Consider the following 25,099-nt stretch of genomic DNA (forward strand, 5'->3'; position numbering starts at 1 on the left):
CGACGAGCGCTCGGTGCAGTGACTGGAACGACATCGCTCCAGTGGCTGTAGTCAGCCGGCCGGCGGGAGGCTCCAGCGGATGCCCGCCGCCCAGTCCGCCGGCCGGTAGACCAGCGTGCCGGTGGTGGCCGGCACGTCGAGGACCACGGTGCCGGCAACCGGGGCGTCGGGGCCGGGGCGGCCGTTCGGCCAGCCGTCGGCGAGGCACCCGGCGGAGGCGGCGGTGTCCACGTCGGCGGTGACGGCGTCGTCCGCGCCGACGAAGCGGAAGTCCGCGGCGCTCGGCGACGGCGGCGTCCCCTCGGCGGCCGGGGTCGGGTCGGCGACCTCGACGTGCAGGCCGAGCAGGTGGCCGTTCTCGGGGGTGACGGCGCCGGCCGTGCAGGCGATGTCGGCCTCCACGCGGACGAGGGTGATCGTGAAGTCGACGGTCCCGTCGGCGGCCTTGTGCTCGTACCGCTCGCCCAGCGCGAGGGTCGTGTCCGCCGGAGGCGGGGGAGGCGGTGGCTCCTCCGACGGGGGCGGCGGCTCCTCGGACGGGGGCGGCGGCGTCTGCGTCGGGGGCGGGGTCGCGGGTGGCGTGGACGGCGAGGCAGGGGCGGCCGGCGTCGGGTCGGTCACCGCGGGGGTGGCCGGCGGTGGCGGGGCCGGCGGTCCGACCACCGGGGGGCCGAGCACCGGGGGCTCTGCGGGCGGGGCCGGGGGAGCGGGGAGCCGCTCGACGGGGTTGTCCAGCTCGTCGAGGGAGTCGTAGCGGTTCGCCGGGATCCGGGCGTCCACGTCGTCGTCGTCAGAGGCGGGCACGTAGTCGTCGCCCGCTTCCTTGGCGCGCGCCGCCTCGAGCGCTGAGTAGCGCTCGTCGTAGTCCTCGAGCACGACACCGATGTCCGGCACCTGCAGCGGCCCGCCCGTCGGTTCGGACTCGTCGACCGGGAACCACACGTCGTCGAGCGTCGACAGGACGTCGTCCTGGCTCGTGACGGGCAGCTCGTCGCGCTGCGCGGTCGGGTAGGGCACCGGGTAGACGGCGGAGACGACCGCGGCGACGGCGAGCGTGCCGCACGTCGTCCCGAGCACGTAGACCGAGCGGCCGGCCCTCGGCCGATCGCCCTTGTGCTTCGCCATGCAGCTCCCCCGCGGCTCGGAACGACGTCCCCTCCAGCGTGTCCCGTCCAACGGAGGACGTCCACGGAGGTGACCGCTGTTCACGTCGTGTCGGCCGCTCGGCCACCGGCCGACGGCGCGTTCGGCCGAGCCGTCACGGTACCGCTACAGCCGGTGAGACGGCATCGCCAGCAGAGCGCGAGAACCGGTTCCCCGCACCCCGGAGCGGTCGTATGCTCACTCGCCGTCGTGACGTCGTCGACGCCAGCTGCGTCGCCCTCGGCCGAGGCCAGGTTGCCCGGTTTCCGTCCGTCGTCGCCGCGTCGACCGGTTTCCTGCGTCTCCCGGAGAACCGCCGTGAGCACCACAACGCTGGCACCGACCGCCCGGACGACCGTCTCCTACGGCGTCCACTCGGAAGTGGGCGTCCTCCGCAAGGTCCTGGTCTGCGCGCCGGGCCTGGCCCACTCCCGGCTCACCCCGCGGAACTGCGACGACCTCCTGTTCGACGACGTCCTGTGGGTGGACAACGCCCGCCGCGACCACGCGGACTTCGTCGAGCAGATGCGCGCCCGCGGCGTCGAGGTGGTGGAGCTGCACGACCTGCTGGCCGAGACGATGGCGATCCCCGAGGCCAAGGCGTGGATCCTGGACCGCAAGATCACCGTCAACGAAGTGGGGCTCGGGCTGGTCGACGCCACAAGGGAGTTCCTGGAAGGGCTGCCGGACCGGCGGCTGGCGGAGTTCCTCGTCGGTGGGCTGTCCACCGCGGACCTGCCCGCTGACTTCCGCCCGGGTTACGTCGCCCTGGCCCGCGAGTCGACCGGCGTCCGGGAGTACCTGATGCCGCCGCTGCCGAACACGCTCTACACCCGCGACACCACCTGCTGGGTCTACGGCGGGGTCACCCTCAACCCGCTGTTCTGGCCGGCCCGGCACGACGAGACCCTGCTCTACAAGGCGATCTACACCTTCCACCCGGACTTCGCGGGCTCCACCGTGTGGTGGGGCGACCCGGACCGCGACTGGGGGCTGGCCACCTTGGAGGGCGGTGACGTCATGCCGATCGGCAACGGGGCCGTCGCCATCGGCATGAGCGAGCGCACCTCACGGCAGGCCATCACGCAGTTCGCGGCGGCCCTCTTCGAGAACGGCGCCGCCTCGCGGGTCCTCGTCGCCGGCATGCCGAAACTGCGGGCGGCGATGCACCTGGACACGGTGTTCACGTTCGCCGACCGCGACATCGCCACGGCCTACCTCGACATCGTCGACGGCATCCACACCTTCAGCCTCCGGCCCGGCGACAGGGAGCCGGTCGAGGTCACGGAGGAGACGAGGTCGTTTCCCGAGGTGGTCGCCGACGCTCTCGGGCTCTCCGAGCTCCGGGTGCTGGGGACGGGCGGGGACGCCTACGCGAACGAGCGCCAGCAGTGGGACTCCGGCAACAACGTCGTCGCGGTCGCACCGGGCGTCGTCTTCGCCTACGACCGCAACACGCACACGAACGAGGTGCTCCGCCGGGCGGGGGTCGAGGTGATCCCCATCGTCGGAGCCGAACTGGGCCGGGGGCGAGGCGGCGGCCACTGCATGACCTGCCCGATCATCCGCGATCCCGTCGACTTCTGAGCCGGGCATGGTGGACACAGCTCCGCGGGTGGACACGGCTGCCGAGGTCCCGACGCCGACGCCAGGCCGGATGAGCCTGCCCACGCTGACCGCGATGGTCGTCGGCAGCATGGTCGGCGCCGGGGTGTTCTCCCTGCCCGCCCGCTTCGGCGTGGCGACGGGGATCCTCGGATCGCTGATCGCATGGGCGATCGCGGGGGCGGGCATGCTGATGCTCGCCTTCGTCTTCCAGAACCTCGCCATCCGCAAGCCCGACCTGGACTCCGGCGTCTTCATCTACGCCAAGGCCGGTTTCGGCGACTACGTCGGCTTCAACTCCGCCATCGGGTTCTGGGCGAGCACCGTCGCAGGCAACACCTTCTACTGGGTCTTCATCACCGCGACCCTCGGTGCCTTCTTCCCGGCCTTCGGCGACGGCGACACGGTTCTCGCCGTCGCCCTCGGCACGGCCGGGGTCTGGTTCTTCCACTCCCTCATCGCGCGTGGGGTCCGCGACGCCGCCGTCATCAACCGGATCGTGACGGTGTTCAAGATCCTGCCGATCCTGGTCTTCGTCGTCGTGCTGTTCATCGCGTTCGACGCCGGTGTCTTCGCGGACAACTGGATCGCAACCGGCTACGGCGACCTGGGCTCCCTGGACGAGCAGATCCGCAACACGATGATCATCACGACGTTCGTGTTCATCGGCATCGAGGGCGCCAGCGTCTACTCGCGGTACGCCAGGCGGCGCGAGGACGTCGGACGGGCGACGGTCCTGGGCTTCCTCAGCGTGCTGTCGATCTTCTCGTTGGTGACGCTGTCGAGCTACGCCGTCTTGCCGCAGCCGGAGATCGCGGCGACGCGTCAGCCGTCGATGATCGGGGTGTTCGAATCGGTGGTCGGGGACTGGGGGCGCTGGTTCATCAGCGCGGCCGTCGTCGTGTCGGTGCTGGGCGCGTACCTGGCGTGGACGCTGATGGCGGCCGAGGTGATGTTCATCCCCGCCCGCAACGACGACATGCCCGCCTTCCTCGGCAGGGAGAACGACCGGAGCACCCCCATCACCGCGCTCGTCGTCACCTCGCTGGCCGTGCAAGGACTCCTCGCGGCGACCCTGGTCCTGACCGACGCGCTGAACTTCATGCTCGACCTGAGCACCTGCCTCGCGCTGATCCCGTACTTCCTCGCTGCCGCCTACGCCCTGAAACTGGGTCTGACGGGGGAGTCGTACGACGGTGTCGACCGGCGGACGCGGCGCAAGGAGGCCGTCGTCGCCGGGATCGCCACCGCGTACACCTTGTTCCTGTTCGAGGCCGCCGGCCTGACCTTCCTCCTGCTGGCGACGGTGATCCTCGCCCCGGCCACGGTGCTGTACGTGAAGGCGCGGAGCGAACGGGGCCGCCGGATCTTCAGCCCCACCGAGGCGGTGCTCTGCGCCGTCATCGTGGCCGCCGGGATCACCGGCATCGCCGGCCTGGCGACCGGCTTCATCGCCATCTGACGCCACTCCCTGGAGGCGACGTGAAGCGCGCCGGGTTCGTCGCGACGCTCCTGCTCGTTGTCCTGCTCGCCGGTTGCAGCGCGCTGCGGACCGGCCCGTCGAGCTACGAGCACACGAGGTTCCAGCTCGACAGCGTCGACGGTCGGATCGGCCCCCTCCGGCTGCTCAGCGTGTCCATCGCCTCTCCCGGGACACGCGGCAGCTTCCACGTCGCCGGCGACAGCGCCGCCCTGCTCCTGACGATCGCCAACGACGGCGAGGACGAGGACGAGCTCATAGGGGCGAGCAGCGACGTTGCCGACGAGGTCGTGCTCCGCGACGGCGACGACCCACCGGACGCCGACGTCGCGGTGACAGTGCCGCCGGGCGGAGTCGCCGTGGTCCGCGACGTGGCTGGGGCGCACCTGGAGCTGACGGGGCTGCAGGAGCGGCTGCGCAGCGGCCTGGACGTCCCGGTCACGTTCGAGTTCCGGGATGCAGGCTCGCTGACCCTGAGCGTGCCCGTCGGCACCTACACCGACGTGCGCCCGGACAGGTTCAGCCCGCCGCTCTGAGGCACCCGGGGACTCGAGTGGGGCGGGTGGGGCTCGAACCCACGACCCAGGGATTATGAGTCCCATGCTCTGACCGGCTGAGCTACCGCCCCGACGGCCTCCAGCCTGCCAGATGGCCCCTCCGGGAACGGGTGGTGGAGGGGCTCGGAACCGGCGGTTTCCGGTCCCGGCGAGGGCCGTCCGCCGCGGCTCGGAGGGCTGACCTGCGGCTCGTTATCTCGCCGTGACTTTCACTCCTGCCCCACGTACCGTCGTCCGCGGTCCGGACGAGCTGCCGCCCTCGAACCCAGAGGGCATCGGCCGGGCCCCGCCGAACCGTGCCGGACCGATGTCCGCGCGGACCGGGGAACCACCGCAGTACTGGGGTGAATCACGCCCGCGCGTTTCGGGGACGCGGGTGAGTAGGGCATTTCCGGCCCGAACCCGTCAGCTAACTCGGTAGGCGGTCGCGGAGAACAGGAGACGCGTCGCCTTGGCGACCCTGCACCACACCGAGATCACCCCTGCCCAGAACCAGCTCCGGCACCGCACCAGGCGGGCCGGCCTCGTCGCCGGAGCCCTCGCGGCCCTCCTGCTGAGCACCGCGACGGCCCACGCCGCTCCGGGCGACCGCACCGCCGAGGCGCAGAGCGAGCACGACGCCGTCGAAGCCCGGGTCGCCGAGATCTCGGCCCGCGTTGCCGAGGCGGAGGAGACCCTCCAGCGGCTCACCGTCGAGGCGGAGGCCGCCGCCGGCGAGGCGCTCGCGGCGCAGGCCGCCCTGGCCGCCGCCCAGGAGGAGGCCACCGCCACCGCCACCCGGCTCGCCGAGGCGCGCGGCGCCGTGGACGACGCCGAGGAGCAGGTCTCGGACGTCGGCCGGGAGGCCTACATGGGCGGCGACGACACGTTCGGTGACGTCGCGATCCTGCTCGACGCCGACAGCCCGACCGAGGTGCTCCAGCAGGCGGCCACGCTCGAGCACCTGGGCGAGCAGCGCATGGAGGTGCTCGACCAGCTGGAGGCGGCCGAGATCCGGGAGCGCCGTGCGGACCGGGCGGCGCGCACCGCCGTCGCCGAGCGGGACCGGCTCGCCCGCACCGCGGCGGAGAAGGAGGCCGCGGTCAACGAGCAGCTGGCCGCCGCGCAGGGCACCTTCGACGCCGCCGCCGCGGAGAAGGCCGCGCTCGACGGGCAGCTGCGCGAAGCCGAGATCCGCCTCCTCGCGCTGCAGGGTGCCCGGGACGCCGAGGCCGCCTGGGCGGCCCAGCAGGCGGGGGCGGCCGCGAGCACGCTCACCGCGGCGGCCGGCGCGATCGCCCCGACCACGGGCCGGGTCACCTCCTGCTACGGCAACCGGTGGGGCACGCTGCACGCCGGCGTCGACATCGCCGCCCCGATCGGCACGCCGGTCTTCACGCCGGCCGACGGCATCGTCCTGCAGGCCGGCCCGGCCAGCGGCTTCGGCCTGGCGGTCGCGGTCCAGCACGGCGACGGGACCATCACCCTCTACGGGCACGTCAACCAGATGTTCGTGTCCGCCGGGCAGGTCGTGACGGCCGGCCAGCAGATCGCCGAGGTCGGCAACCGCGGCCAGTCGACCGGACCGCACCTGCACTTCGAGGTGCACACCGGCGGCCTCTACGCGAACCGGGTGAACCCCGTGCCGTGGCTGAGCGCTCGCGGCATCTCTCTCGGCGGGGGTTGCTGACCCCGGGCGTCCGCCCCGGGTGAGGATGGACGGGTGAGGACGGCGGTCGACAGCACCTGGGTGCGTGCCGCCGTCCTCGGCCTGGTGGTGCTCGCCGGGCTGCTCCTCGCGGTCACCGTCGAGCTCCCCGACGTCGGCACGGTGCGGACCTGGGTCGACGGCGCCGGCCCCTGGACCTGGGCCGGGATCGTCCTCGGCGTCGCCGTCGTGCTGCTGGCGCCGGTCCCGCGGTCGGCCGTCTCGGTGCTGCTCGGCGTGGTCGTCGGCTTCCAGGCGGGCCTGGCGGTGGCCCTCGCCGGCGGGCTCCTGGGCGGGCTGGCCGCCTTCGGCCTCGCTCGCCTGCTCGGCCGCCCGGCCGTCGCGCGCCTGGCCGGGAAGCGGATGGAGCGCGTCGACCGGCTCATGCTCGACAGGGGCTTCTGGGCGCTGCTCGCCGGGCGGCTCCTCCCGGTCATGCCGTTCGTCGTCCTCAGCTACGGCGCGGGCCTCACCGCCGTCCGGCTCGGGCCCTACACGCTGTCGACCGCGCTTGGGCTCGTCCCGAGCACCCTGGTGCAGGTCGGGGTCGGCGCCTCGGCCGGCGTCCTGGCGCACTGGGCCACGACCGTCACCGTCGTGCCGGTCGGCGTCGTGGTCCTCGTGCTCGCCGGGGTCGGCTTCCTGGCGTGGCGCCGGCGGCGTCCGGCGCCCGAGCGGGAGCCGGTCTAGCCCTTCCGGAACAGCCGTCCGAGCATGCCGCCGGCGCCGCCGACGGTGCGCGCGGCGAGCTGGAGGATCGGGCCGCCCGGGATGCCGGGGACCGCCTGCACGATCGGCGCGAGCTGGAGGAGGCCGCCCACGTCGTGCACCTTGAGCTTCCGGCGCGCGACGGCCGGCACGGGGTTGATCCGCCCCGAGGCCGCTTCCAACAGCAGATCGGCCGGCCCCTCGACCGCGGGGCCCTCGATCCGCCCGGCCGGCACCTGGTGGACCGTCCACCCACCGCCGGACGAGACGAACGTCCAGCCGCCGTCCGGGGTCGCCAGGGTGACCTCGCCGTCGATCGCCATGGAGGCGGCCAGCCCGCCCGTGACGTCGGCCAGCGCGGCCAGGCCTGACTGCAGGACGTCGGGCGGCGGGGGAGCGGCGCCGCACGACACCAGGTCCAGGCCGTGGACGGCGAGCTCGTAGGCCTGCCCCAGGACGACGCTCAGCAGCGGGATGCGCCCGACGACCGAGACGGTGAGCGCGGTGTCCAGATCCTCGGGCTCCTCGGCGAGGTAGCGGGCCGTCGCCTCGCGGTTGCGCCGCAGCCCCTCCAGCACCTCCTCCCGCGAGGCGTCGCGGTGCGCGGCGGTCACCCGGGCGTTGGTGGCGTCGACGTCCGGTGGAGTGCCCGTTCCTCCCGCGCGTGCCGAGGCGATGAGGTCGGCCATCGCGGTGTGGTCGTCCCAGCAGCCGAGGTGCACGCAGATCTCCTGCGCCCGCCAGCCGCGGAGCCGCGAGGGGCGGTCGAGGTCGACCGACGCCGCCTGCTCGATGAACACGTCCCACGCCCGCAGCACCCGGCCCGCGACCTCGTCGCGCCCGGCGTCCGCCATGCCCTGGTGTCGTCCCACGGGAGTCGCCCTACCCGCGGCCGGGAGCGGGCAGGCATGGAGAACCGCAGGTCATCGCGTGGCACGCGCCACGTCCGCCCGGCAATCGCTCTCCCCCCGTGGGGTGAGGGGCGGGTCAAGGAAGGTGTGGACCGGGCCGATCGCAGATCCGTGACCGAACGACCGCCTGGAGACCGCCGGGCCGCCACCGCGCCCGTCGTCGCCCGGCCGGGCCCTGTGCGCCGGCTGGCCGCCGCGCTGCGCGCGGGGCTCTACCGACCGCTCGCCGAGGACGACGACCGGGCCGCCTACTGGGTCCGCCACGTCCGCTACGGCGTGCTGCTCACCGAGGTCGCCGCGTGGACGGTCGTCGGCTACACCTTCCTCACCGAGACGCCCGGCCGGCACCACCCGGTCATCCTGGCCCTCGCGGGCCTCGTCATCGTCGGGGTCCCTGGCCTGCTGCTCCTGCCGCTCGAGGCGATGATGCGCGACTCCCGCGGGCCGTCGCTGTTCTACGCGTGGAGCGTGCTCACGACGGTCGTGGTGATCGTCGGCACCCGGCTGGACGGCGGCTCGTCGAGCCCGCTGGACGGCCTGCTCTTCCTCACCCTGACCTTCATGGCCGTCGCCTACTCGCCCTACGGCGTGGTCGCGATGGGGAGCGTGATGACCGGCAGCTACCTCCTCTTCGTGGAGCTGCCCGACGTCAGCACCTCCGGCCTGTTCTTCCTCTGCCTGCTCGGCTCGATCACGATGGTGTGCGCCATGGCCTCGGCCAACTCCTGGGCCGCCTACGACCGCCAGGTCATGCTCATCCGCACGCAGGAGACCCTGGCCGCGACCGACCCGCTGACCGGCATCCCCAACCGCCGGGCGTTCCTCGAGCGGGTCACCAACGCCGTCCACGACGCCGCCTGGGGCCACCAGACCGTCGTCTGCCTCGTCGACCTCGACGGGTTCAAGGCCGTCAACGACGCAGGCGGGCACGCGGCCGGCGACGCGATGCTCCGCGCCGTGGGCGCCGCGCTCGGTGCCGCGGTCCGGGAGACCGACACGGTGGCCCGGCTGGGCGGCGACGAGTTCGCCGTCCTGGCCGACACCTCCGTGAGCTCGTCGGGCGAGATGCTCGCCGAGCGCCTCCGTGCCGCCGTCGCCCAGGTGGGCGGCCCACAGGGCGTGACCGCGAGCGTCGGCGTCGCCGAGGTCGAGCCCGGGGACGACGTCGAGGACCTGATGCACCGCGCCGATGCGGCGATGTACCGCTCCAAGAGCGGTGGCGGCGACCGCGTCACGATGCTCGCGTACTGACCCCGCTGCGGGGGTACCGCGAGTCGCAGGTACCGCCGAGCCGCTCCGTCGACTACCGTGCGTCACGAGGCCAGCGATCTGGATCACGTCGCCGGATCAGCCGTCCGGCGGGTCGTCGAGGCGCTCCCGCGCGCCCCTCCGGAACGCGCGCGCTCTGCTGGACGACACGGCGCCGGTCGTGGTATTGGCGTTTGACCAGCGACAAGACGCACCAGCAGTGACCATCCGTCACATTCGTCCCAACCGTCACGACTGGGCTGGCGCGATCACCCCTCGATCGTGCAAACTGGTCACGGAAGCCCTGCTTCGTCACTGCCGAATACAGCGCGTCACCGAATCGACTGGTCCGTAGGGGAAGACGAGACCAATCGAGTCGATGGAGGTGCCTCGTGCAGCGACGGTCTACCCAGGGTGTCGTCTTCGTGCACGCGTGCCCGAAGGCGCTCTGCCAGCATGTCGAGTGGGCGCTCGAACGCGTCGTCGGCGCGCCGGTCTCCCTGTCGTGGGCTGAGCAGCCCGCGGCGCACGGCTCGTTCCGTGCCGAGGTCGCCTGGACCGGTGCGCCCGGTACCGGCGCCCGCCTCGTCGCTGCGCTGCGCGCGTGGCCGATGCTCCGCTTCGAGGTCACCGAGGAAGCCAGCCACGGCAACGACGGCGAGCGGATGTCCTACGTGCCCGGGCACGGCGTCTTCCGTGCGCCGACCAGCGCCAACGGCGACATCATGATCAGCGAGCAGCAGCTGCGGCACCTGGCGGCCACGGCGACGTCGGCCGAGGCCTTCCGCCACGGCGTCGACGAGCTGCTCGGCGCCGCGTGGGACTCCGACCTCGAGGTCTACCGCCACGCCGGCGACGGCAGCCCCGTGACCTGGCTGCACCAGGTCGTCTGACGTCACGATTCCGCTACGAGACCCGGCCCCGGTCCCGGAAGTCGTCGTAGCCTGAGAGCCAGGTCGTCCGGGCGCCGTCGGGGAAGCGGCGTCCGGGCGGCCTTTCTCTTTGCCCGGGTTCCCGGGGCTAGAGCGGGATGTTGCCGTGCGCGCCGCGTCCGGGCGGGGCGGCGGCGAGCGCGGCCACCAGCCGGCGCTTGGTCTGCGAGGCCTCGACGACCTCGTCGACGACGCCGATCTGCAGCGCCCGGTTCACACCGCCGGCGATCCGCTCGTGCTCCTCGGCCAGCTGCGCGTGCAGCGCCTCGCGCTCCCCGGGCGGGACGGCGGCCAGCTTCTTGCGGTGCAGGATGCCGACCGCGGCCTTCGCGCCCATGACGGCGACCTCGGCACCCGGCCACGCGAAGACGGTGGTGGCGCCCAGCGAGCGGGCGTTCATCGCGATGTACGCGCCGCCGAAGGACTTGCGGGTCACCAGCGTCACCCGCGGCACGACGGCCTCGGCGAAGGCGTGCAGCAGCTTCGCCCCGCGCCGCACGACGCCGTCCCACTCCTGGCCGACGCCGGGCAGGTAGCCGGGGACGTCGACCAGCACGACCAGTGGGATCCCGAAGGCGTCGCACATCCGCACGAACCGCGCCGCCTTCTCGGCCGACGCGGAGTCGAGGCAGCCACCGAGGCGCAGCGGGTTGTTCGCGATGACGCCGACGGTCCGCCCGGCCAGCCGGCCCAGCGTGGTGACGACGTTCGGCGCGAACCGCGGGTGCAGCTCCAGGCCCGGCCCGTCGAGCACACCGGCGATCAGCGGCTTGACGTCGTAGGCGCGCTGCTTCTGCTCGGGCAGGAAGGCGCTGAGGTCGACGTCCTCCTCGTCCTCGGCCGGCGCGAACGTGCCCTGCGCGGCCAGCAGGTCGACGGCCATGCGGGCGGTCTCCAGCGCCGCCGGCTCGGAGTCGGTGACCACGTGCACGACGCCGCTGCGCCGGCCGTGCGTGTCCGGTCCGCCGAGCTGCTCCTGGTCGACGACCTCGCCGGTGACCGAGCGGACGACGTCCGGGCCCGTGACGAACACGCGGCCGGCGGGCCCCATGATCACGAGGTCGGTGAGGGCCGGCCCGTAGGCGGCACCACCGGCAGCCGGGCCGAGCACGACCGAGATCTGCGGGATCCGGCCGGACGCCCGCACCATCGCGGCGAACACCTCGCCGACGGCGTGCAGCGCGGTGACGCCCTCGGCCAGCCGGGCGCCGCCGGAGTGCCAGATGCCGACCGAGGGCACCCGCTCGCGAAGCGCGGTGTCGATGGCGTCGACGATGTGCCGGCACCCGTCGACGCCCATCGCGCCGCCCATCACCGTCGCGTCGGTGCAGAAGGCGACGACCGGGCTGCCGGCCACCGTGCCTCGCGCCGCGAGCACACCGGAGGTGTCGCGAGCGGCGAGCAGCTGCATCGAGCCGTCGTCGAAGAACCGCTGGAGGCGGTCCTCGGGGTCGCGCGGATCGGGGGAGGGGAGGACGGGGGCGGCCTGCACTGTGGTCACGGGTACCTCGGGGTCCTGGGTCAGGCCGTCGTGAAGACCAGCGCGATGTTGTGGCCGCCGAAGCCGAACGAGTCGTTCACGGCGGCGGTGAGTGTGGTGCGCCGGGGCTCGTGGCGCACGATGTCGAGGGCCTGGACGGCCGCGTCGTCGTCCGGGTCGTCGAGGTTCGCGGTCGCGGGCACGACCTGCTCCCGCAACGCGAGGATCGTGAACACCGACTCCAGCGCCCCGGCGGCGCCGAGCAGGTGGCCGGTCTGGCTCTTGGTGGCGGTGACCAGCACGTGCTCGCCGATCGCGCTGCGGATCGCGGCCGCCTCGGCGGTGTCGCCCACCGGCGTCGAGGTGGCGTGCGCGTTGACGTGGCCGATGTCGGTCTGGGTGAGGCCGGCGTCGCGGATCGCGGCGCCGATCGCCCGGCCGGCACCCTCGCCCTCGGGGTGCGGGGCGACCAGGTCGTAGCCGTCGGCGGTGGCGCCCGCCCCGGCCAGCCGCGCGTGGACGCGGGCACCGCGGGCCTTCGCCGCGTCGGCGCGCTCGAGCACGATCGCGGCCGCACCCTCGCCGAGCACGAAGCCGTCGCGGGCCTTGTCGAACGGCCGCGAGGCGCGCTCGGGCTCGTCGTTGCGGGTCGACATCGCGCGCATCGCGGCGAAGCCGGCCATCGGCAGCGGGTGCACGCAGGCCTCGGTGCCGCCGACGAGGACGACGTCGGCGCGGTCGAAGCGCAGCAGGTCCAGGCCCCAGCGGATGGCCTCCGCGCCGGACGCGCAGGCGCTGACGGGCGCGTGCACGCCGCCCTTGGCGCCGACCGCCAGGCCGACGGCCGCGGCGGGACCGTTGGGCATGAGCATCGGGATGGTGAAGGGGGACACCCGCTTGGGGCCCTTCTCCTCCAGGACGTCGTCCTGACCGAGCAGGGTGAGCGCGCCGCCGATGCCGGTGCCGAACACGACGGCGACCCGCTCGGGGGCGACGCCGGCGTCGGCCGCGCCGGAGTCGCGCCACGCCTCCTCGGCGGCGATGACCGCGACCTGCTGGCTGCGGTCCAGGCGGCGGGCGCGGACCCGGTCGAGCTGCTCGGTCGGGTCGGCGGCGAGCCGGGCGACGAGCTGGGCCGGGTAGTCCTTGACCCAGTCGTCGGTGATGCGGCTGACCCCCGACCGCCCCGCGAGCAGGGCGTCCCAGGTGCTGGCGACGTCGCCGCCGAGCGGCGTGGTTGCGCCCAGCCCGGTGACGACGACGTCGGTGGCGGACGTGCTCATGACGATTCCTCCTGGAATGGTGGCCGGACGGCCGGGGGGTGCTGCGTCAGCCCTGGTTCTTCTCGATGTAGCTGATCGCGTCGCCGACGGTCTTGATGTTGCCCAGCTCGTCGTCGGGGATCGCGACGCCGAACTTGTCCTCGACAGCGGTGGCGATCTCGACCATCGACAGCGAGTCGACGTCGAGGTCGTCGGTGAACGACTTCTCGGGAGTGGCGTCGGCGGGGGTCACACCGGCGACCTCCTCCAGGATTTCGGCGAGACCGGCCTGGATGTCTGCGGTGCTGGGCACGCGGGGTCCTCTCTCTCGGATGGTGACGCCGGGCCGAGCGGCCCGCCGTCGTCGTCCGGGACGCGTGTCCCGGCAGTCGGTGGGGTCAGGGCACGACGAGCACCTGGCCGGCGAAGGTCAGCCCCGCGCCGTAGCCGAGCACCAGCGCCAGGTCGCCGGACTTGGCCTCGCCGGACTCGATGAGCGCGGTCAGCGCCAGCGGGATCGAGGCGGCCGAGGTGTTGCCCGCCTGGACGATGTCGCGGGCGACCACGGTGCTCTCCGGGAAGCCGAGCCGCTTGGTCATCGACTCGACGATGCGGAGGTTGGCCTGGTGCGGGGCGAACACGTCGATGTCGGCGGGGCCGACGCCGGCCTTCTCCATCGCCTCCACGAGCGTGGCGGTGAGCTTCGTCGTCGCCCACCGGTAGACGGCCTGCCCGGCCATGGTCATCGTCGATCGGCCGGCGGCGATCTCGATCGCGCTGTACTGGTCGCCGTCGCTGCCCCAGGCCACCGGGCCGATGCCCGGCTCGTCGGAGGCGCCGACCACGGCGGCGCCCGCACCGTCGGCGAAGATCACCGCGGTGGAGCGGTCGCTCTGGTCGGTCACGTCGGTGAGCCGCTCGACGCCGACGACGAGCGCGTTGCGCGCCGAGCCGGCGCGGATGCTGTCGGCGACCACGCCGAGCGCGTAGCAGAACCCGGCGCACCCGGCGTTGAGGTCGAAGGCGCCGGGGCGGTCGATGCCCAGCCGGTGGGCGACCTGCGGGCCGATGCCCGGGATGGGCGCCCGCAGGCTGGCGCTGGCCAGGATCACCAGGTCGATCTCGTCGGGGGACAGGCCGCTGGCGGCGATCGCCTTGCCGCCCGCCGCGACCGCCATTTCCACCAGCGTCTCGTCCTCGGAGGCCCAGCGGCGCTCGGCGATGCCGACCCGCGTCTGGATCCACTCGTCGCTGGTGTCCATGACCTGGGCGAGCTCGTCGTTGGTCACCCGCCGACGGGGCCGGTAGGCGCCCAGGCCGAGGATGCGCGCACCGGGCGCGCCGGAGGCCAGCTGGATGTTCATTCGGAGACCTCCGGGTAGAGACGCGCGATCGGGTCGCCGGCGTCCACGAGGTCGCCCTCGTGGACGAGCCACTCGGCCAGTACCCCGTCGTAGCCGGCCGAGACGTGGACCTCTTCGCGACGGCTGCGGATCAGGCCCAGCGGGCTGCCGGCGGGCAGGTGGGTGCCCTCGGCCACCTCGGCCGGGGAGACGGTGCCGCGCACGGGGGAGACCACGACCCGCCAGTCGGGCAGGTGCTCGGCCTCGGCCCGGCCGCGCTCGGCGTCGATCAGCTCGCGGGCGCGGTCGAGGTCGGCCGGGCCGCTGAGCGCGAGGATCTCGACGCCGGCGCCCTTCCACTCCCGCTTGGCGAGGCCGGCGAGCGCGCCGGCGGGCGGCAGCTCGATGACCGCGGTGACGCCGAGGTCGCGCATGGTGGCCAGGCACGAGTCGAAGCGCACGGGGCTGGTCACCTGGCTGACCAGGCGGGAGAGCGCCTCCGCGCCGGTGGGGACGGCGTGCCCGTCGGCGTTGGAGAGCAGCAGCCGGCTGGGCTCGGCGGGCCGCAGGCCGCCGACCAGTCCCTCGAGCTCGGCGCGGGCGGAGGCCATGTAGTCGGTGTGGAACGCGCCGGCGACCGACAGCGGCATGATGCGCGCCTTCGCGGGCGGGTCGGCCTTGAGCGCCTCCAGCCCCTCGAGCGCGCCCGCGGCCACGACCTGGCCGGCGCCGTTCATGTTCGCCGGGGTCAGGCCGTGCTTCTCGATCGCGGCCAGCACCTCGTCGGGGTCGCCGCCGAGGACGGCGGACATGCCGGTCGGCGTCTGCGCGCAGGCGGCGGCCATGGCCCGGCCGCGGACGGCGGTCAGCGCGATCGCCGCCTCGACGGAGAGGACGCCGGCCAGCGCGGCGGCGGTGAGCTCGCCGACGCTGTGCCCGGTGATGACGACGTCGCGGCCGGCGTGCGGGCTGTGGGTCACCGGGCCGGGGAGCCCGCCGAGCTCGCGGGCCACGAACAGGCTCATCGCGACGACCAGCGGCTGGGTGACGGCGGTGTCCTTGATCGCCTCGGCGTCGCCGGTGGTGCCGAGCGTCAGGAGGTCGGCGTCGGCGATCGCACCGGCCCAGCGGAAGAACGATTCGGCGCCGGGGAGGTCGAGCCAGTCGGTGAGCATTCCGGGTTTCTGCGCACCCTGTCCGGGGGCGAGGACGGCCAGCACTCCTTCACCGTGCCAGTGATCATCTCGGCGCGGGCCTCGGTTCGGCACGAAAGCACACCGGTGATCTTTGTGGGAACCCTCCAAAGACCGCGGCCCGTCACGGCTCCCGGACGTGTCCTGCTGGTGAACTCACACCAGTCAGTGCCAGAGGGACCGCTCGCGGTCCAGCTGCGCGAGAGCCAGTGCGACCTGGAGGGTCCAGCTGCCGCGGGGGTCGGTGACGGAGACGCCGGTGAGGTCGGCGGCCCGCTTCAGCCGGTACCGGACGGTGTTCGGGTGCACGAAGATCGCGCGGGCGCTGGCCTCCAAATTGCCGCCGCTGTTGAGCACGGCGCGGACCGTCTCGAGCACCTCTCCGCCCGCAGCGCGCAGGGGGGCGGCGACGCGCTCGTACAGCGCGGCGCGGGCCAGCGGGTCGCCGTCCAGCGCCCGCTCCGCGAGCAGTGCGTCGGCCGCCACCGGTCGCGGCGCCTCCGGCCACGCGGAGGCGGCCCGGAGGCCGGCGAGGGCTGCCGCCGCCGACTCGCCGGCGCGGCCCAGCCCGTCGACGACGGGGCCGGCGACCACGGGCCCCTCGCCGAACTCGTCGCTGATCCGCTCGGCCACCTCGTCGAGGTCGTCGGTCCGCCCCAGGACGACGACGAGCTGCTCGGCGTGCACCCCGACGAGCACCTCGCTGCCCATCGACCGCGCGGCCCGGCGGACCGCGGCGTGCGGGTCGTCGACCCCGGTCGGCGTCGCGCCGACCACCACGACCACCGGCGTGCTGGTCGCCCAGCCCAGGGCCGCCGCCCGGCCGGAGAGCTCCTCCGACCGCTCGCCGCGGACGAGCGCGTCCACGACCAGCGCCTCCAACCGCGCGTCCCAGGCCCCGCGGTTCTCCGCGAAGCTGGCGTAGACGTGGGCGGTCGCGAAGGCGACCTCGCGGCTGAACTGCAGGACGGCCATGTGCAGTGCGTCCTCGTCGCCGGGCTCGGCCATGGTCGCGACGTGGTCCTCGAGGACCTCGACGGTCACCTGGATGAGGTCGACGGTCTGCTTGAGGGCGACCACCCGGACCAGCTCGCGAGGCGCGGCGCCGAACACGTCGCCGGTCAGCCGGGGCGGTCGTCCCGGGTTGCGGCACCACTCGACCAGCGAGGCGATCCCGGCCTGGGCGACGAGCGTGACCCACGAGCGCCGGTCGGCCGGCATCGCGCGGAACCACGAGAGCTTCTCGTCCATCCGGGCGACGGCGCGGGTCGCGAGCGCACCCGACGATCGCTCCAGCCGCCGGATCGTGGCCTCGGACGGCGGGCGGTTGCTCACCCGGCTCCTCACCCGGCCAGCGTGTCACGGGAGACGCCGTCAGGGAGAGTGGGGACGTGGAGGTTCCCCCGGACGCGCCCGTGGCGGTCACCCGTCGGCGGTCACCCGCCCCCACGGCGGTCACGGTGGGTTGCCTCGCCTCCTGCCTGCTCCTGCTCGCGCTGCTCGGCGCCGCCGTGCGAACCGACTTCGGGCCGCTCCTGCGGCTGGACGCGACGGTCAGCGAGGCCCTGTACGCCGGTGACGACCGGGCGGGCGCGCTGGACGGCCTGCTGCAGGTGCTGACGGCACCGGGCCTGTCCTGGGTGCGCTTCCTCGTGTTCCTCCCGGTGCTGGTGTGGCTGCTCCGGCAGCGCCTGTGGCTGACCAGTGCGTGGGTCGTGACCGCCGTCGTCCTCGTCGCCCCGCTGAACGCGCTGCTCAAGGACTGGTTCGGCCGGGTCCGCCCGCCGTTCGAGCACGGCGGCGCGCGCTACGAGTCGCTGAGCTTCCCGAGCGGGCACTCCTCGGGGATCGTGGCGCTGGTCGCCGTCGCCCTCGTGCTCGCCTGGCCGCTGCTGAGCTCGCGCGCCCGGCGGTGGTCGCTGGCCGGCGGGGCGGCGCTCGTGCTGCTCGTCGGCCTCACCCGCATGTGGCTGGGCGTCCACTACCTCTCCGACGTCGTGGGCGGCTGGTCGTTCGGGCTGGCGTGGGTCCTCGGGACGGCGCTGCTCTTCGGCGCCTTCCCCGGCGGGCGGGCGGCGTTGCGGTGACCGGGCTCGAGCAGCGGATCGTCCTGGCCCCTCACGACGGCTCGCTGGGGCCGCTGCTGCGGGTGGCCGACGACCGGCTCGACCCGCTGGCCGGCTACGGCTCCCACGAGCACCGGGCGGTCGACGTCGTGGCCGTCGTCCTGGCGGGCGCGCTGCGGCACCGGTGGGGCGGCGGCGCGGAGATGGCCGCGGGCGACGTCGCGGTCCTCCGGGCGGGGTCGGGGCTGTCGCACGACGAGGTGGCCGGACCGGACGGGGCGCGGGTGCTCCAGTGCTACCTCCGCAGCGCCGACCCGGCGGCGGGACCCGGCCACGAGGTGCACCGGGGTGCATCCGGCTGGGTGGACCTCGGCCGTGCCGACGCCCGGCTGTGGGTGGCCCGGCCGGGGCCGGGCGCGGACGTCGAGGTGCCGCCCGGGCTGCTCCTCCTCCGGGGCCGGGACGAGGTGCTCGTCGAGCAGCAGGACGGCCGCCGGGTGGAGGGGCCCGGAGCGGTCCTGGTGTGGCAGCTGGAGACGGCGAGGCCCGCCTGGGCTGTGTGAGAGTGGGGCGCATGCCGAGTTCCGCCGCCGACCTGCTGTCCGCCGCCTACAACGACGCCGACCGCACCATCGACCTGCGGCGTCGGCTGCACCGGTGCCCGGAGATCGGGCTGCACCTGCCGCGGACCCAGGAGCTCGTCCTCGAGGCGCTGGCCGACCTCCCGGTCGAGATCACCACGGGGACGTCGACCAGCTCCGTGGTGGCGGTCCTGCGCGGCGCCCGGCCGGGACCGACGTACCTGCTGCGGGGGGACATGGACGCGCTGCCCGTGCAGGAGGACACCGGGCTGCCGTTCGCCTCCGAGCACCCCGGGGCCATGCACGCGTGTGGGCACGACACGCACGTGGCCATGCTGCTCGGCGCCGCCCGGCTGCTGGCCGAGCGCCGTGACGAGCTCACCGGGCAGGTCGTGTTCATGGTCCAGCCGGGGGAGGAGGGCTTCCACGGCGCCCGCTACATGCTCGAGGAGGGGCTGCTCGACGTCGTCCCGGAGGCACCGGTCAGCGGCGCGTTCGCGCTGCACATCTCCTCGACGCTGGACAGCGGCAGCGTCAACGTGCGGCCCGGCCCGATGATGGCCGCCGCCGACCAGTGGCGGATGACGGTGAAGGGCCGTGGCGGCCACGCCTCGGAGCCCGCCGCCGCGGCGGACCCGATCCCGGTGGCCGCCGAGATCGTGCTGGCGCTCCAATCGATGGTGACCCGCCGGGTGGACGTCTTCGACCCGGCCGTGGTCACGGTCGCGCACATCGCGGCCGGGTCGACCAACAACGTGATCCCGGACAGCGCGTTCCTCGAGGGCACGATCCGGACGCTGTCGCCCGAGCGGCGCGCCGACGTCGTCGCCTCGGTCCGGCGGGTGGCCACCCACATCGGTGCCGCGCACGACCTGGAGGTCGAGTTCGAGCACGAGGAGGGCTACCCGGTCACCGTGAACGACCCGCAGGCCGCCGCGGCCGTCCTCGACGAGGCCCGCGAGCTGCTCGGCGCCCGCGCGAGCACGCTGTCGCCGGCCCCGCTCATGGGCGCCGAGGACTTCTCCTACGTGCTGCAGCGGGTGCCCGGCGCGATGGCGTGGCTGGGCGCCTGCCCGCCCGGGCTGGACCCGGCGACCGCGCCGGCCAACCACTCCAACCTCGTGGTGTTCGACGAGGAGCCGCTCCCGGCCGGTGTGGCGCTCTACGCGCGCATGGCCCTGCGGGCCCTGGCGGGCTAAGCAGAGCCGCGGACGACCAGGCGGGTGTCGCACACCCGCGCCTCGACCTCGTCGTCGCCGTCGATCCGGCGCAGGAGCAGGTCGACCATGAGCGCCGTCATGTCCTCCAGCGGCTGGGCGACGGTGGTCAGCGGGGGGTCGCAGGCCTGGGCGATCGCGGCGTCGTCGAACCCGACGACCGCGACGTCGTCGGGCACGCGGCGGCCCGCGTCACGCAGCACCCGCAGCGCGCCGGCCGCCATGACGTCGGAGGCGGCGAAGACGGCGTCGAGGTCGGGCGCCCGCTCGAGCAGCGCCGTCATCGCGCGCACCCCGCCGGCCTCGGTGAAGTCGCCCGCCTCCACGAGATCCTCGTCGACGGAGCGGCCGGCGCCCCGGAGCGCCGCCTGGAACCCGGCGAAGCGGTCCTGGCCGGCGACCATGTCCATCGGCCCGGTGATCGTGGCGATGCGGGTCCGGCCGAGGCCGAGCAGGTGGTCGGTGGCCGTGGTGGCGCCGCCGAGGTTGTCGGCGTCGACGAAGCAGACCGGCCGGCTGTCCAGCGGGCGGCCGGACAGCACCAGGGGGACGTGCGACCCGGCGAGGATCTCGGGCAGCGCGTCGGCGCTGTGCAGCGACATCAGGATGACGCCGTCCACGTGCCCCTGGCGCACGTAGCGGCCGACCTTCTCCTGCTCGCGCCGGTCGCGGGCGGCGAGCATGACCAGGTTCAGGTCGGTGTCCGCGAGCCGGGCGGTCAGCCCGCGCACGATGCTGGCGAAGAACGGGTCGGAGAAGATCTGCGTGTTCGACTCCGAGAGCACCAGCGCGATGGTGTCGGTCCGCCGGGTGACCAGGCTGCGGGCCATCCGGTTGGGCACGTAGCGCAGCGTCTCGACGGCGGCCTGCACGGCTTCGCGGGCCTCGGGGCTGACCCGGGGGGAGTCGTTGATGACCCGCGACACCGTGGCCCGCGAGACGCCGGCCAGCACCGCGACCTCGTCCAGCGTGGCCGTGCCGGGACGGGCGCCGGTGGCACTCATGCGGTCTCCTCCCCGACGGTCGGGTCGTGCGGTCGGGGTCACGGTAACGGCGTGGAAGCGTTTTCACGAGACCCCTTGACAGGTCAGTGTGACCGCCACCACTCTGTGCCGCATCACTCGTGAGAGCGTTCTCACACCAAGCCTCGGCAGGCGATCGACGCGGTGGTCGGCCGATGACCAGGAGGTCCCTGATGTCTGTGTCCGCGAGGGGCAGAGCAGCCTCGGCGGCGCTCGCCGTCCTGATGCTGACCGCCGCGTGCGGTGGGTCCGACGACGACTCCGGAGGCGGTTCCGACGACGAGATCACGCTGACCGTCGGGTTGTTCGGGACCTTCGACTTCGACAACGCCGGGCTCTACGACGAGTACATGGAGCTCAACCCGAACATCAAGATCGAGCAGACGGCCGTGGCCCAGTCCGCCGCCTACTACCAGGCGCTGCAGACCCGCCTCGCGGCCGGTTCGGGCCTCGCCGACATCCAGGGCCTCGAGATCGGCTTCATCGCCGACGTCGTCCGCAACCACGCGGACGCCTTCGTCGACTGGAGCAAGGAGGACAACGCCGACGAGCTCGAGGGCAACTTCTACGACTGGAAGTGGGGCCAGGCCAGCTCCGAGGACGGCAAGGTCGTGGGCCTCGGGACCGACGCCGGTCCGCAGGCGATGTGCTACCGCAAGGACCTCTTCGAGCAGGCGGGGCTGCCCACCGACCGGGAGCAGGTCGGCGACCTCTGGCCGGACTGGGAGAGCTACCTCGACGCGGGCCGGCAGTACGCGGCGGCGCCCGGCAAGCAGGCCGACAGCGCCTGGGTCGACAGCCCGGCGAGCATCTTCTCCTCGTCGGTCTACCAGGGCGAGCTCGCCTACAACGACGAGGACGGCAACCCCATCCCCGGCGAGAGCGACGGCGTCGAGTCGGCCTGGAGCTACGCCAGCCAGGCGGCCGCCGAGGGGCTGACCGCCAACCTCACCCAGTTCGGTGACGAGTGGAACGCCGCCTTCTCCAACGGCGCGTTCGCGACCATCGCCTGCCCGGCCTGGATGCTCGGCTACATCAACTCCCAGATGGGCGACGAGGGCGCCGGCCTGTGGGACATCGCGCCCCTGCCCGGAGCCAGCGAGGCGGCCAGCAACTGGGGCGGCTCGTGGCTCGGCGTCCCGTCCAGCGGCGAGAACGTGGAGGCGGCCAAGGACCTCGCGGAGTGGCTGACCGCTCCGGAGCAGCAGATCAAGCTGTTCACCCGCACCGCGCACTTCCCCTCCAGCCCGCAGGCGGCGGAGGATCCGGAGGTCGTCGACGCGGTGAACGAGTACTTCAGCAACGCCCCCACCGGCCAGATCTTCGGCGCCGCGGCGGCGAGCATCCGGCGGACGCCGATCGGCCCCTACGACACCCAGATCCAGGAGGCCTTCACCACGGCACTGACCGACATCGCGACGTCCGGGACGGACCCGGACGAAGCGTTCGAGAACGCGCTGGAGACAGCGGAGCAGGCAGTCGGCGGCTGAGCCCCGAGCCCAGCAGCCGATCACGGACGCGGTGCCCGGGAGCGACTCCCGCTCCCGGGCACCTGCACCGGCCGGCCTTCTCCCCGCCCGCCCCCTCAGAACCGCCGAGGCCCGCATGACCATCGCCAGCGAGACCCCGCGGACAGCGGCGGTCGCCGCGCCGCAGCCCGCGCCCGCGGCCCCCACCCGCCGACGGCGCAGGCGGCTGTCCCAGAACCGCTGGGGCTACGCCTACGTGGCCCCCTTCTTCCTCGTCTTCGGGGCGTTCAGCCTCTACCCGTTCGTCTACACCGCCTGGGTGTCCCTGCACCGGACGAGCCTGTCCGACATCGGCGGGGGTGAGTTCGTCGGCCTGGAGAACTACCGCAACCTGCTGCAGAGCGAGTTCTTCTGGAACGCCGCCCGCAACACCCTGACGATCGGGATCATCTCGACCGTCCCGCAGCTGTGCATGGCCCTCGGGCTGGCGCACCTGCTGAACTACAAGCTCCGCGGCCGGACCTTCTTCCGGACCGTGATGCTGATGCCCTACGCCACCAGCATCGCCGCGGCGACGCTCGTGTTCGCGCAGCTCTTCGGCCGTGACTACGGGCTGATCAACACCGCGCTCGAGGCGGTCGGCCTGGACCGGATCGACTGGGAGAGCGGCACCTGGAGCAGCCAGGTCGCGATCGCGGTGATCGTCACCTGGCGGTGGACTGGCTACAACGCGCTGATCTACCTGGCGGCGATGCAGTCGATCCCGAACGAGCTGTACGAGGCCGCGGAGATGGACGGCGCCAGCCGGTGGAAGCAGTTCCTGCACGTGACGATCCCGTCGCTGCGGCCCACCATCCTCTTCACGATCATCGTGTCGACGATCGGCGCGGTGCAGCTGTTCGGCGAGCCCCTGCTGTTCGCCGGCGACGGGACGACGACCGGCGGCTCCCGCGGTCAGTACCAGACCCTGGGCCTGCTGATGTACCAGCAGGGCTGGCGCAACTTCCACATCGGGCAGGCGGCCACCACCGCCTGGACCATGTTCATGATCATCCTGGTGATCGTGGGGATCTACGCCCTGGTCGGGCGTCTCCGCGCCCGGGCCGAACGGTAGGGGCCGGACATGGCAACCATCGCGCTCCCCGGGAGCTCCGACGTCGCCCCACCGGCCACCGGCCGGCGAGGCGGAAAGGGCGGGCGGGCCGGCCGTGCCGGTCCGGTCACCTACGCCCTCCTGACGCTGTCGGCGCTGGTGTCGATCTTCCCGCTGTACTGGACGCTCGTCGCGGGCTCCCACTCCAACGCCGAGATCGCCGCGACCCCGCCGCCGTTCCTCCCGAACGCCAGCCTGTTCGAGAACTTCGGGCGGGCGCTGGACCAGGCGCCCATCGGCCTGGCGATCGTCAACTCGGTCATCGTGGCCGGGTCCATCACGGTCGGCACGGTGCTCTTCTGCACGCTGGCCGGTTTCGCCTTCGCGAAGCTGCAGTTCCGCGGTCGCGGCCTGCTTCTCGCCCTCGTCGTCGGCACGATGATGGTGCCGACCCAGCTGGCCGTCATCCCGCTGTTCATGATGATCGCCGAGCTGCAGTGGGTGAACCAGCTGCAGGCCGTCGTCCTGCCGACCCTGGTCAGCGCCTTCGGCGTCTTCTTCATGCGCCAGTACCTGGTGAACGCGCTGCCCACCGAGCTGCTGGAGGCCGGGCGCGTCGACGGCGCCTCGACCTTCCGGATCTTCTGGTCGATCGTGCTGCCGGTTGCGCGGCCGGCCATGGCGGTGCTGGCCATGCTCACGTTCCTCACTGCCTGGAACGAGTTCTTCTGGCCGATCATCGCGCTGACCCAGCAGAACCCGACCGTGCAGGTCGCCCTGGCCGGGCTGGGCTCGGGCTACGTGCCCCAGCGCGGCGTGATCATGGCCGGCACCCTGCTCGGCACGCTCCCCGTCCTCATCGTCTTCGCCGTCCTCGGCAAGCAGATCGTCGGCGGCATCATGCAGGGCGCGGTCAAGGGATGACCGCCCCCTCCACCCCGTTCGTGACCGTGCCCGGAGAGGGGCCCCACCCATGGCGACCGTGACCTTCGACGCGGCCACCCGCATCTACCCGAAGGCCGACCGGCCCGCCGTCGACGCGCTCGACCTGGAGATCGCCGACGGCGAGTTCCTCGTCCTCGTCGGGCCGTCAGGCTGCGGCAAGTCCACCTCCCTGCGGATGCTCGCCGGGCTGGAGGAGGTCGACTCGGGGGCGATCCGCATCGGCGACCGCGACGTCACCGACGAGCCGCCCAAGCAGCGGGACATCGCGATGGTCTTCCAGAACTACGCGCTCTACCCGCACATGACCGTCGAGGAGAACATGGGCTTCGCGCTCAAGCTCGCCGGCGTGCGCAAGGACGAGATCGCCCGCCGGGTCGGCGAGGCCGCGAGGATCCTGGACCTCGAGGACTACCTGCAGCGCCGTCCGAAGGCGCTGTCCGGCGGTCAGCGCCAGCGGGTCGCCATGGGGCGGGCGATCGTCCGCGATCCGCAGGTGTTCCTGATGGACGAGCCGCTGTCCAACCTCGACGCCAAGCTGCGGGTGCAGACGCGCACGCAGATCGCGGCGCTCCAGCGCCGGCTCGGGACGACGACGGTCTACGTGACGCACGACCAGGTCGAGGCGATGACGATGGGCGACCGGGTGGCGGTGCTCAAGGACGGCCTGCTGCAGCAGTGCGACACCCCCGCGGCGCTCTACGAGCGGCCGGCCAACGTCTTCGTGGCCGGGTTCATCGGCTCACCCGCGATGAACATCCTCACCGGCGAGGCCGTCGACGGCGGCGTGCGGCTGGGGACGGCGGTGCTGCCCGTCCCGCGGGACCGGCTGGACCGGGCCGCTGCGGGGACCGGACGGGTGACCGTGGGCTTCCGCCCCGAGTGCCTGCAGGTCGCCGAGCACGGCAGCGGCCTCCCGGTGACCGTCAACGTCGTGGAGCAGCTCGGCTCCGACGCCTACCTCTACGCGACGCTGGCGGGGGAGAGCGACGACCCGCTGCACACCTCCGACGTGGTCGTCCGCGTCGAACCCCGCCGCGCGCCCGACATCGGCGCGACCGTGTGGTTGCGGGTACCCGAGCCCGATCTGCACGTCTTCGACCCCAGCTCCCAGGCGCGCGTCGACTAGCGCCCCCGACCCTTCCGCTTCCTCCGCCGGC

General features: G+C 73.4%; 23 protein-coding genes, 1 tRNA gene and 1 riboswitch. Of the genes, 14 read left to right on the forward strand and 10 right to left on the reverse strand.

The window, feature by feature from the left end:
• Positions 1-51 precede the first annotated feature (51 nt).
• Positions 52-1,125 (reverse strand): hypothetical protein, encoded by a 1,074-nt coding sequence (locus ACI78T_RS16425; protein WP_456559190.1) that lies wholly within the window; start codon positions 1,123-1,125, stop codon positions 52-54.
• 336 nt (positions 1,126-1,461) lie between these two features.
• On the opposite strand from ACI78T_RS16425, the gene ACI78T_RS16430 reads away from it, so the two are divergent.
• From ACI78T_RS16430 to ACI78T_RS16440, 3 genes are all read left to right on the forward strand, one after another.
• On the forward strand, positions 1,462-2,730 hold the full coding sequence (locus ACI78T_RS16430) for an arginine deiminase (RefSeq protein ID WP_456559191.1): 1,269 nt from the start codon (positions 1,462-1,464) through the stop codon (positions 2,728-2,730).
• Between the two features lie 70 nt (positions 2,731-2,800).
• Positions 2,801-4,210 carry a basic amino acid/polyamine antiporter gene (locus tag ACI78T_RS16435; protein WP_456559192.1) on the forward strand — a complete coding sequence of 470 codons (1,410 nt, stop codon included), beginning with the start codon at positions 2,801-2,803 and terminating at the stop codon, positions 4,208-4,210.
• Between the two features lie 20 nt (positions 4,211-4,230).
• Positions 4,231-4,764, forward strand: coding sequence for a copper chaperone PCu(A)C (locus tag ACI78T_RS16440; RefSeq protein WP_456559193.1), 534 nt, complete (start codon positions 4,231-4,233; stop codon positions 4,762-4,764).
• 18 nt (positions 4,765-4,782) lie between these two features.
• Here ACI78T_RS16440 and ACI78T_RS16445 read toward each other — a convergent pair.
• Positions 4,783-4,856 (reverse strand) — tRNA-Ile (locus ACI78T_RS16445).
• Positions 4,857-5,072: 216 nt separating this feature from the next.
• Positions 5,073-5,225, forward strand: a riboswitch (cyclic di-AMP (ydaO/yuaA leader).
• An 11-nt stretch (positions 5,226-5,236) separates the two neighbouring features.
• On the opposite strand from ACI78T_RS16445, the gene ACI78T_RS16450 reads away from it, so the two are divergent.
• Both ACI78T_RS16450 and ACI78T_RS16455 read left to right on the forward strand, forming a co-directional pair.
• Complete coding sequence (locus ACI78T_RS16450) at positions 5,237-6,454, forward strand: peptidoglycan DD-metalloendopeptidase family protein (RefSeq protein ID WP_456559194.1); 1,218 nt, start codon at positions 5,237-5,239, stop codon at positions 6,452-6,454.
• A 33-nt stretch (positions 6,455-6,487) separates the two neighbouring features.
• Entirely contained in the window at positions 6,488-7,162 is a 675-nt protein-coding gene (locus tag ACI78T_RS16455) for a TVP38/TMEM64 family protein (RefSeq protein ID WP_456559195.1), read from the forward strand.
• Here ACI78T_RS16455 and ACI78T_RS16460 read toward each other — a convergent pair.
• A complete protein-coding gene (locus tag ACI78T_RS16460) occupies positions 7,159-8,052 on the reverse strand; it encodes a maleylpyruvate isomerase family mycothiol-dependent enzyme (protein ID WP_456559196.1) in 894 nt (297 codons plus the stop codon). The genes ACI78T_RS16455 and ACI78T_RS16460 overlap by 4 nt on opposite strands.
• Before the next feature lie 150 nt (positions 8,053-8,202).
• Between ACI78T_RS16460 and ACI78T_RS16465 the strand changes: the two genes are divergently transcribed.
• Both ACI78T_RS16465 and ACI78T_RS16470 read left to right on the forward strand, forming a co-directional pair.
• Positions 8,203-9,342: a diguanylate cyclase domain-containing protein gene (locus ACI78T_RS16465; RefSeq protein ID WP_456559197.1), complete on the forward strand. Its 1,140-nt coding sequence runs from the start codon at positions 8,203-8,205 to the stop codon at positions 9,340-9,342.
• 389 nt (positions 9,343-9,731) lie between these two features.
• Positions 9,732-10,232 carry a DUF3145 domain-containing protein gene (locus tag ACI78T_RS16470; RefSeq protein WP_116452324.1) on the forward strand — a complete coding sequence of 167 codons (501 nt, stop codon included), beginning with the start codon at positions 9,732-9,734 and terminating at the stop codon, positions 10,230-10,232.
• A gap of 127 nt (positions 10,233-10,359) precedes the next feature.
• Here ACI78T_RS16470 and ACI78T_RS16475 read toward each other — a convergent pair whose 3' ends face one another.
• The 6 genes from ACI78T_RS16475 to ACI78T_RS16500 form a co-directional block, all read right to left on the reverse strand.
• Positions 10,360-11,772 (reverse strand): acyl-CoA carboxylase subunit beta, encoded by a 1,413-nt coding sequence (locus ACI78T_RS16475; RefSeq protein ID WP_456559198.1) that lies wholly within the window; start codon positions 11,770-11,772, stop codon positions 10,360-10,362.
• A gap of 20 nt (positions 11,773-11,792) precedes the next feature.
• Positions 11,793-13,034 (reverse strand): beta-ketoacyl-[acyl-carrier-protein] synthase family protein, encoded by a 1,242-nt coding sequence (locus ACI78T_RS16480; RefSeq protein WP_456559199.1) that lies wholly within the window; start codon positions 13,032-13,034, stop codon positions 11,793-11,795.
• Between the two features lie 46 nt (positions 13,035-13,080).
• Positions 13,081-13,326, reverse strand: a complete 246-nt coding sequence (locus tag ACI78T_RS16485; protein ID WP_097185612.1) for an acyl carrier protein — start codon at positions 13,324-13,326, stop codon at positions 13,081-13,083.
• Positions 13,327-13,411: 85 nt separating this feature from the next.
• Entirely contained in the window at positions 13,412-14,377 is a 966-nt protein-coding gene (locus tag ACI78T_RS16490; protein WP_456559200.1) for a beta-ketoacyl-ACP synthase III, read from the reverse strand.
• Entirely contained in the window at positions 14,374-15,624 is a 1,251-nt protein-coding gene (locus ACI78T_RS16495; RefSeq protein WP_456559201.1) for an acyltransferase domain-containing protein, read from the reverse strand. The genes ACI78T_RS16490 and ACI78T_RS16495 overlap by 4 nt, the downstream gene beginning before the upstream one ends.
• A gap of 90 nt (positions 15,625-15,714) precedes the next feature.
• A complete protein-coding gene (locus tag ACI78T_RS16500) occupies positions 15,715-16,884 on the reverse strand; it encodes a PucR family transcriptional regulator (protein WP_456559202.1) in 1,170 nt (389 codons plus the stop codon).
• 56 nt (positions 16,885-16,940) lie between these two features.
• Between ACI78T_RS16500 and ACI78T_RS16505 the strand changes: the two genes are divergently transcribed.
• The 3 genes from ACI78T_RS16505 to ACI78T_RS16515 are packed head-to-tail and all read left to right on the forward strand — an operon-like array spanning position 16,941 to position 19,395.
• Positions 16,941-17,636: a phosphatase PAP2 family protein gene (locus tag ACI78T_RS16505; RefSeq protein WP_456559203.1), complete on the forward strand. Its 696-nt coding sequence runs from the start codon at positions 16,941-16,943 to the stop codon at positions 17,634-17,636.
• The gene (locus ACI78T_RS16510; RefSeq protein ID WP_456559204.1) at positions 17,633-18,178 is read left to right on the forward strand and encodes a pirin family protein; all 546 of its coding nucleotides are present in this window, start codon (positions 17,633-17,635) and stop codon (positions 18,176-18,178) included. The genes ACI78T_RS16505 and ACI78T_RS16510 overlap by 4 nt, the downstream gene beginning before the upstream one ends.
• An 11-nt stretch (positions 18,179-18,189) precedes the next feature.
• The gene (locus ACI78T_RS16515) at positions 18,190-19,395 is read left to right on the forward strand and encodes a M20 metallopeptidase family protein (protein WP_456559205.1); all 1,206 of its coding nucleotides are present in this window, start codon (positions 18,190-18,192) and stop codon (positions 19,393-19,395) included.
• Here ACI78T_RS16515 and ACI78T_RS16520 read toward each other — a convergent pair.
• The gene (locus tag ACI78T_RS16520; protein ID WP_456559206.1) at positions 19,392-20,417 is read right to left on the reverse strand and encodes a LacI family DNA-binding transcriptional regulator; all 1,026 of its coding nucleotides are present in this window, start codon (positions 20,415-20,417) and stop codon (positions 19,392-19,394) included. The two genes, ACI78T_RS16515 and ACI78T_RS16520, sit on opposite strands and share 4 nt — an antisense overlap.
• A gap of 191 nt (positions 20,418-20,608) precedes the next feature.
• On the opposite strand from ACI78T_RS16520, the gene ACI78T_RS16525 reads away from it, so the two are divergent.
• The 4 genes from ACI78T_RS16525 (at position 20,609) to ACI78T_RS16540 (ending at position 25,068) form a co-directional block, all read left to right on the forward strand.
• Complete coding sequence (locus ACI78T_RS16525; protein WP_456559207.1) at positions 20,609-21,925, forward strand: extracellular solute-binding protein; 1,317 nt, start codon at positions 20,609-20,611, stop codon at positions 21,923-21,925.
• A 115-nt stretch (positions 21,926-22,040) separates the two neighbouring features.
• Complete coding sequence (locus ACI78T_RS16530; RefSeq protein WP_456559208.1) at positions 22,041-23,018, forward strand: carbohydrate ABC transporter permease; 978 nt, start codon at positions 22,041-22,043, stop codon at positions 23,016-23,018.
• A gap of 9 nt (positions 23,019-23,027) precedes the next feature.
• Positions 23,028-23,921 carry a carbohydrate ABC transporter permease gene (locus tag ACI78T_RS16535; RefSeq protein ID WP_456559209.1) on the forward strand — a complete coding sequence of 298 codons (894 nt, stop codon included), beginning with the start codon at positions 23,028-23,030 and terminating at the stop codon, positions 23,919-23,921.
• A gap of 49 nt (positions 23,922-23,970) precedes the next feature.
• Positions 23,971-25,068: an ABC transporter ATP-binding protein gene (locus ACI78T_RS16540; protein ID WP_456559210.1), complete on the forward strand. Its 1,098-nt coding sequence runs from the start codon at positions 23,971-23,973 to the stop codon at positions 25,066-25,068.
• The last annotated feature ends 31 nt before the right edge of the window (positions 25,069-25,099 follow it).

It is taken from the genome of Blastococcus sp. SYSU D00922 (assembly GCF_054050495.1).

Coding starts and splice junctions, on each gene's coding strand:
- ACI78T_RS16425 (WP_456559190.1), bottom strand. CDS start 1,125: ATGGCGAAGCACAAGGGCGATCGGCCGAGGGCCGGCCGCTCGGTCTAC.
- ACI78T_RS16435 (WP_456559192.1), top strand. CDS start 2,801: ATGAGCCTGCCCACGCTGACCGCGATGGTCGTCGGCAGCATGGTCGGC.
- ACI78T_RS16480 (WP_456559199.1), bottom strand. CDS start 13,034: ATGAGCACGTCCGCCACCGACGTCGTCGTCACCGGGCTGGGCGCAACC.
- ACI78T_RS16490 (WP_456559200.1), bottom strand. CDS start 14,377: ATGAACATCCAGCTGGCCTCCGGCGCGCCCGGTGCGCGCATCCTCGGC.
- ACI78T_RS16515 (WP_456559205.1), top strand. CDS start 18,190: ATGCCGAGTTCCGCCGCCGACCTGCTGTCCGCCGCCTACAACGACGCC.
- ACI78T_RS16520 (WP_456559206.1), bottom strand. CDS start 20,417: ATGAGTGCCACCGGCGCCCGTCCCGGCACGGCCACGCTGGACGAGGTC.
- ACI78T_RS16525 (WP_456559207.1), top strand. CDS start 20,609: ATGTCTGTGTCCGCGAGGGGCAGAGCAGCCTCGGCGGCGCTCGCCGTC.
- ACI78T_RS16530 (WP_456559208.1), top strand. CDS start 22,041: ATGACCATCGCCAGCGAGACCCCGCGGACAGCGGCGGTCGCCGCGCCG.
- ACI78T_RS16535 (WP_456559209.1), top strand. CDS start 23,028: ATGGCAACCATCGCGCTCCCCGGGAGCTCCGACGTCGCCCCACCGGCC.
- ACI78T_RS16540 (WP_456559210.1), top strand. CDS start 23,971: ATGGCGACCGTGACCTTCGACGCGGCCACCCGCATCTACCCGAAGGCC.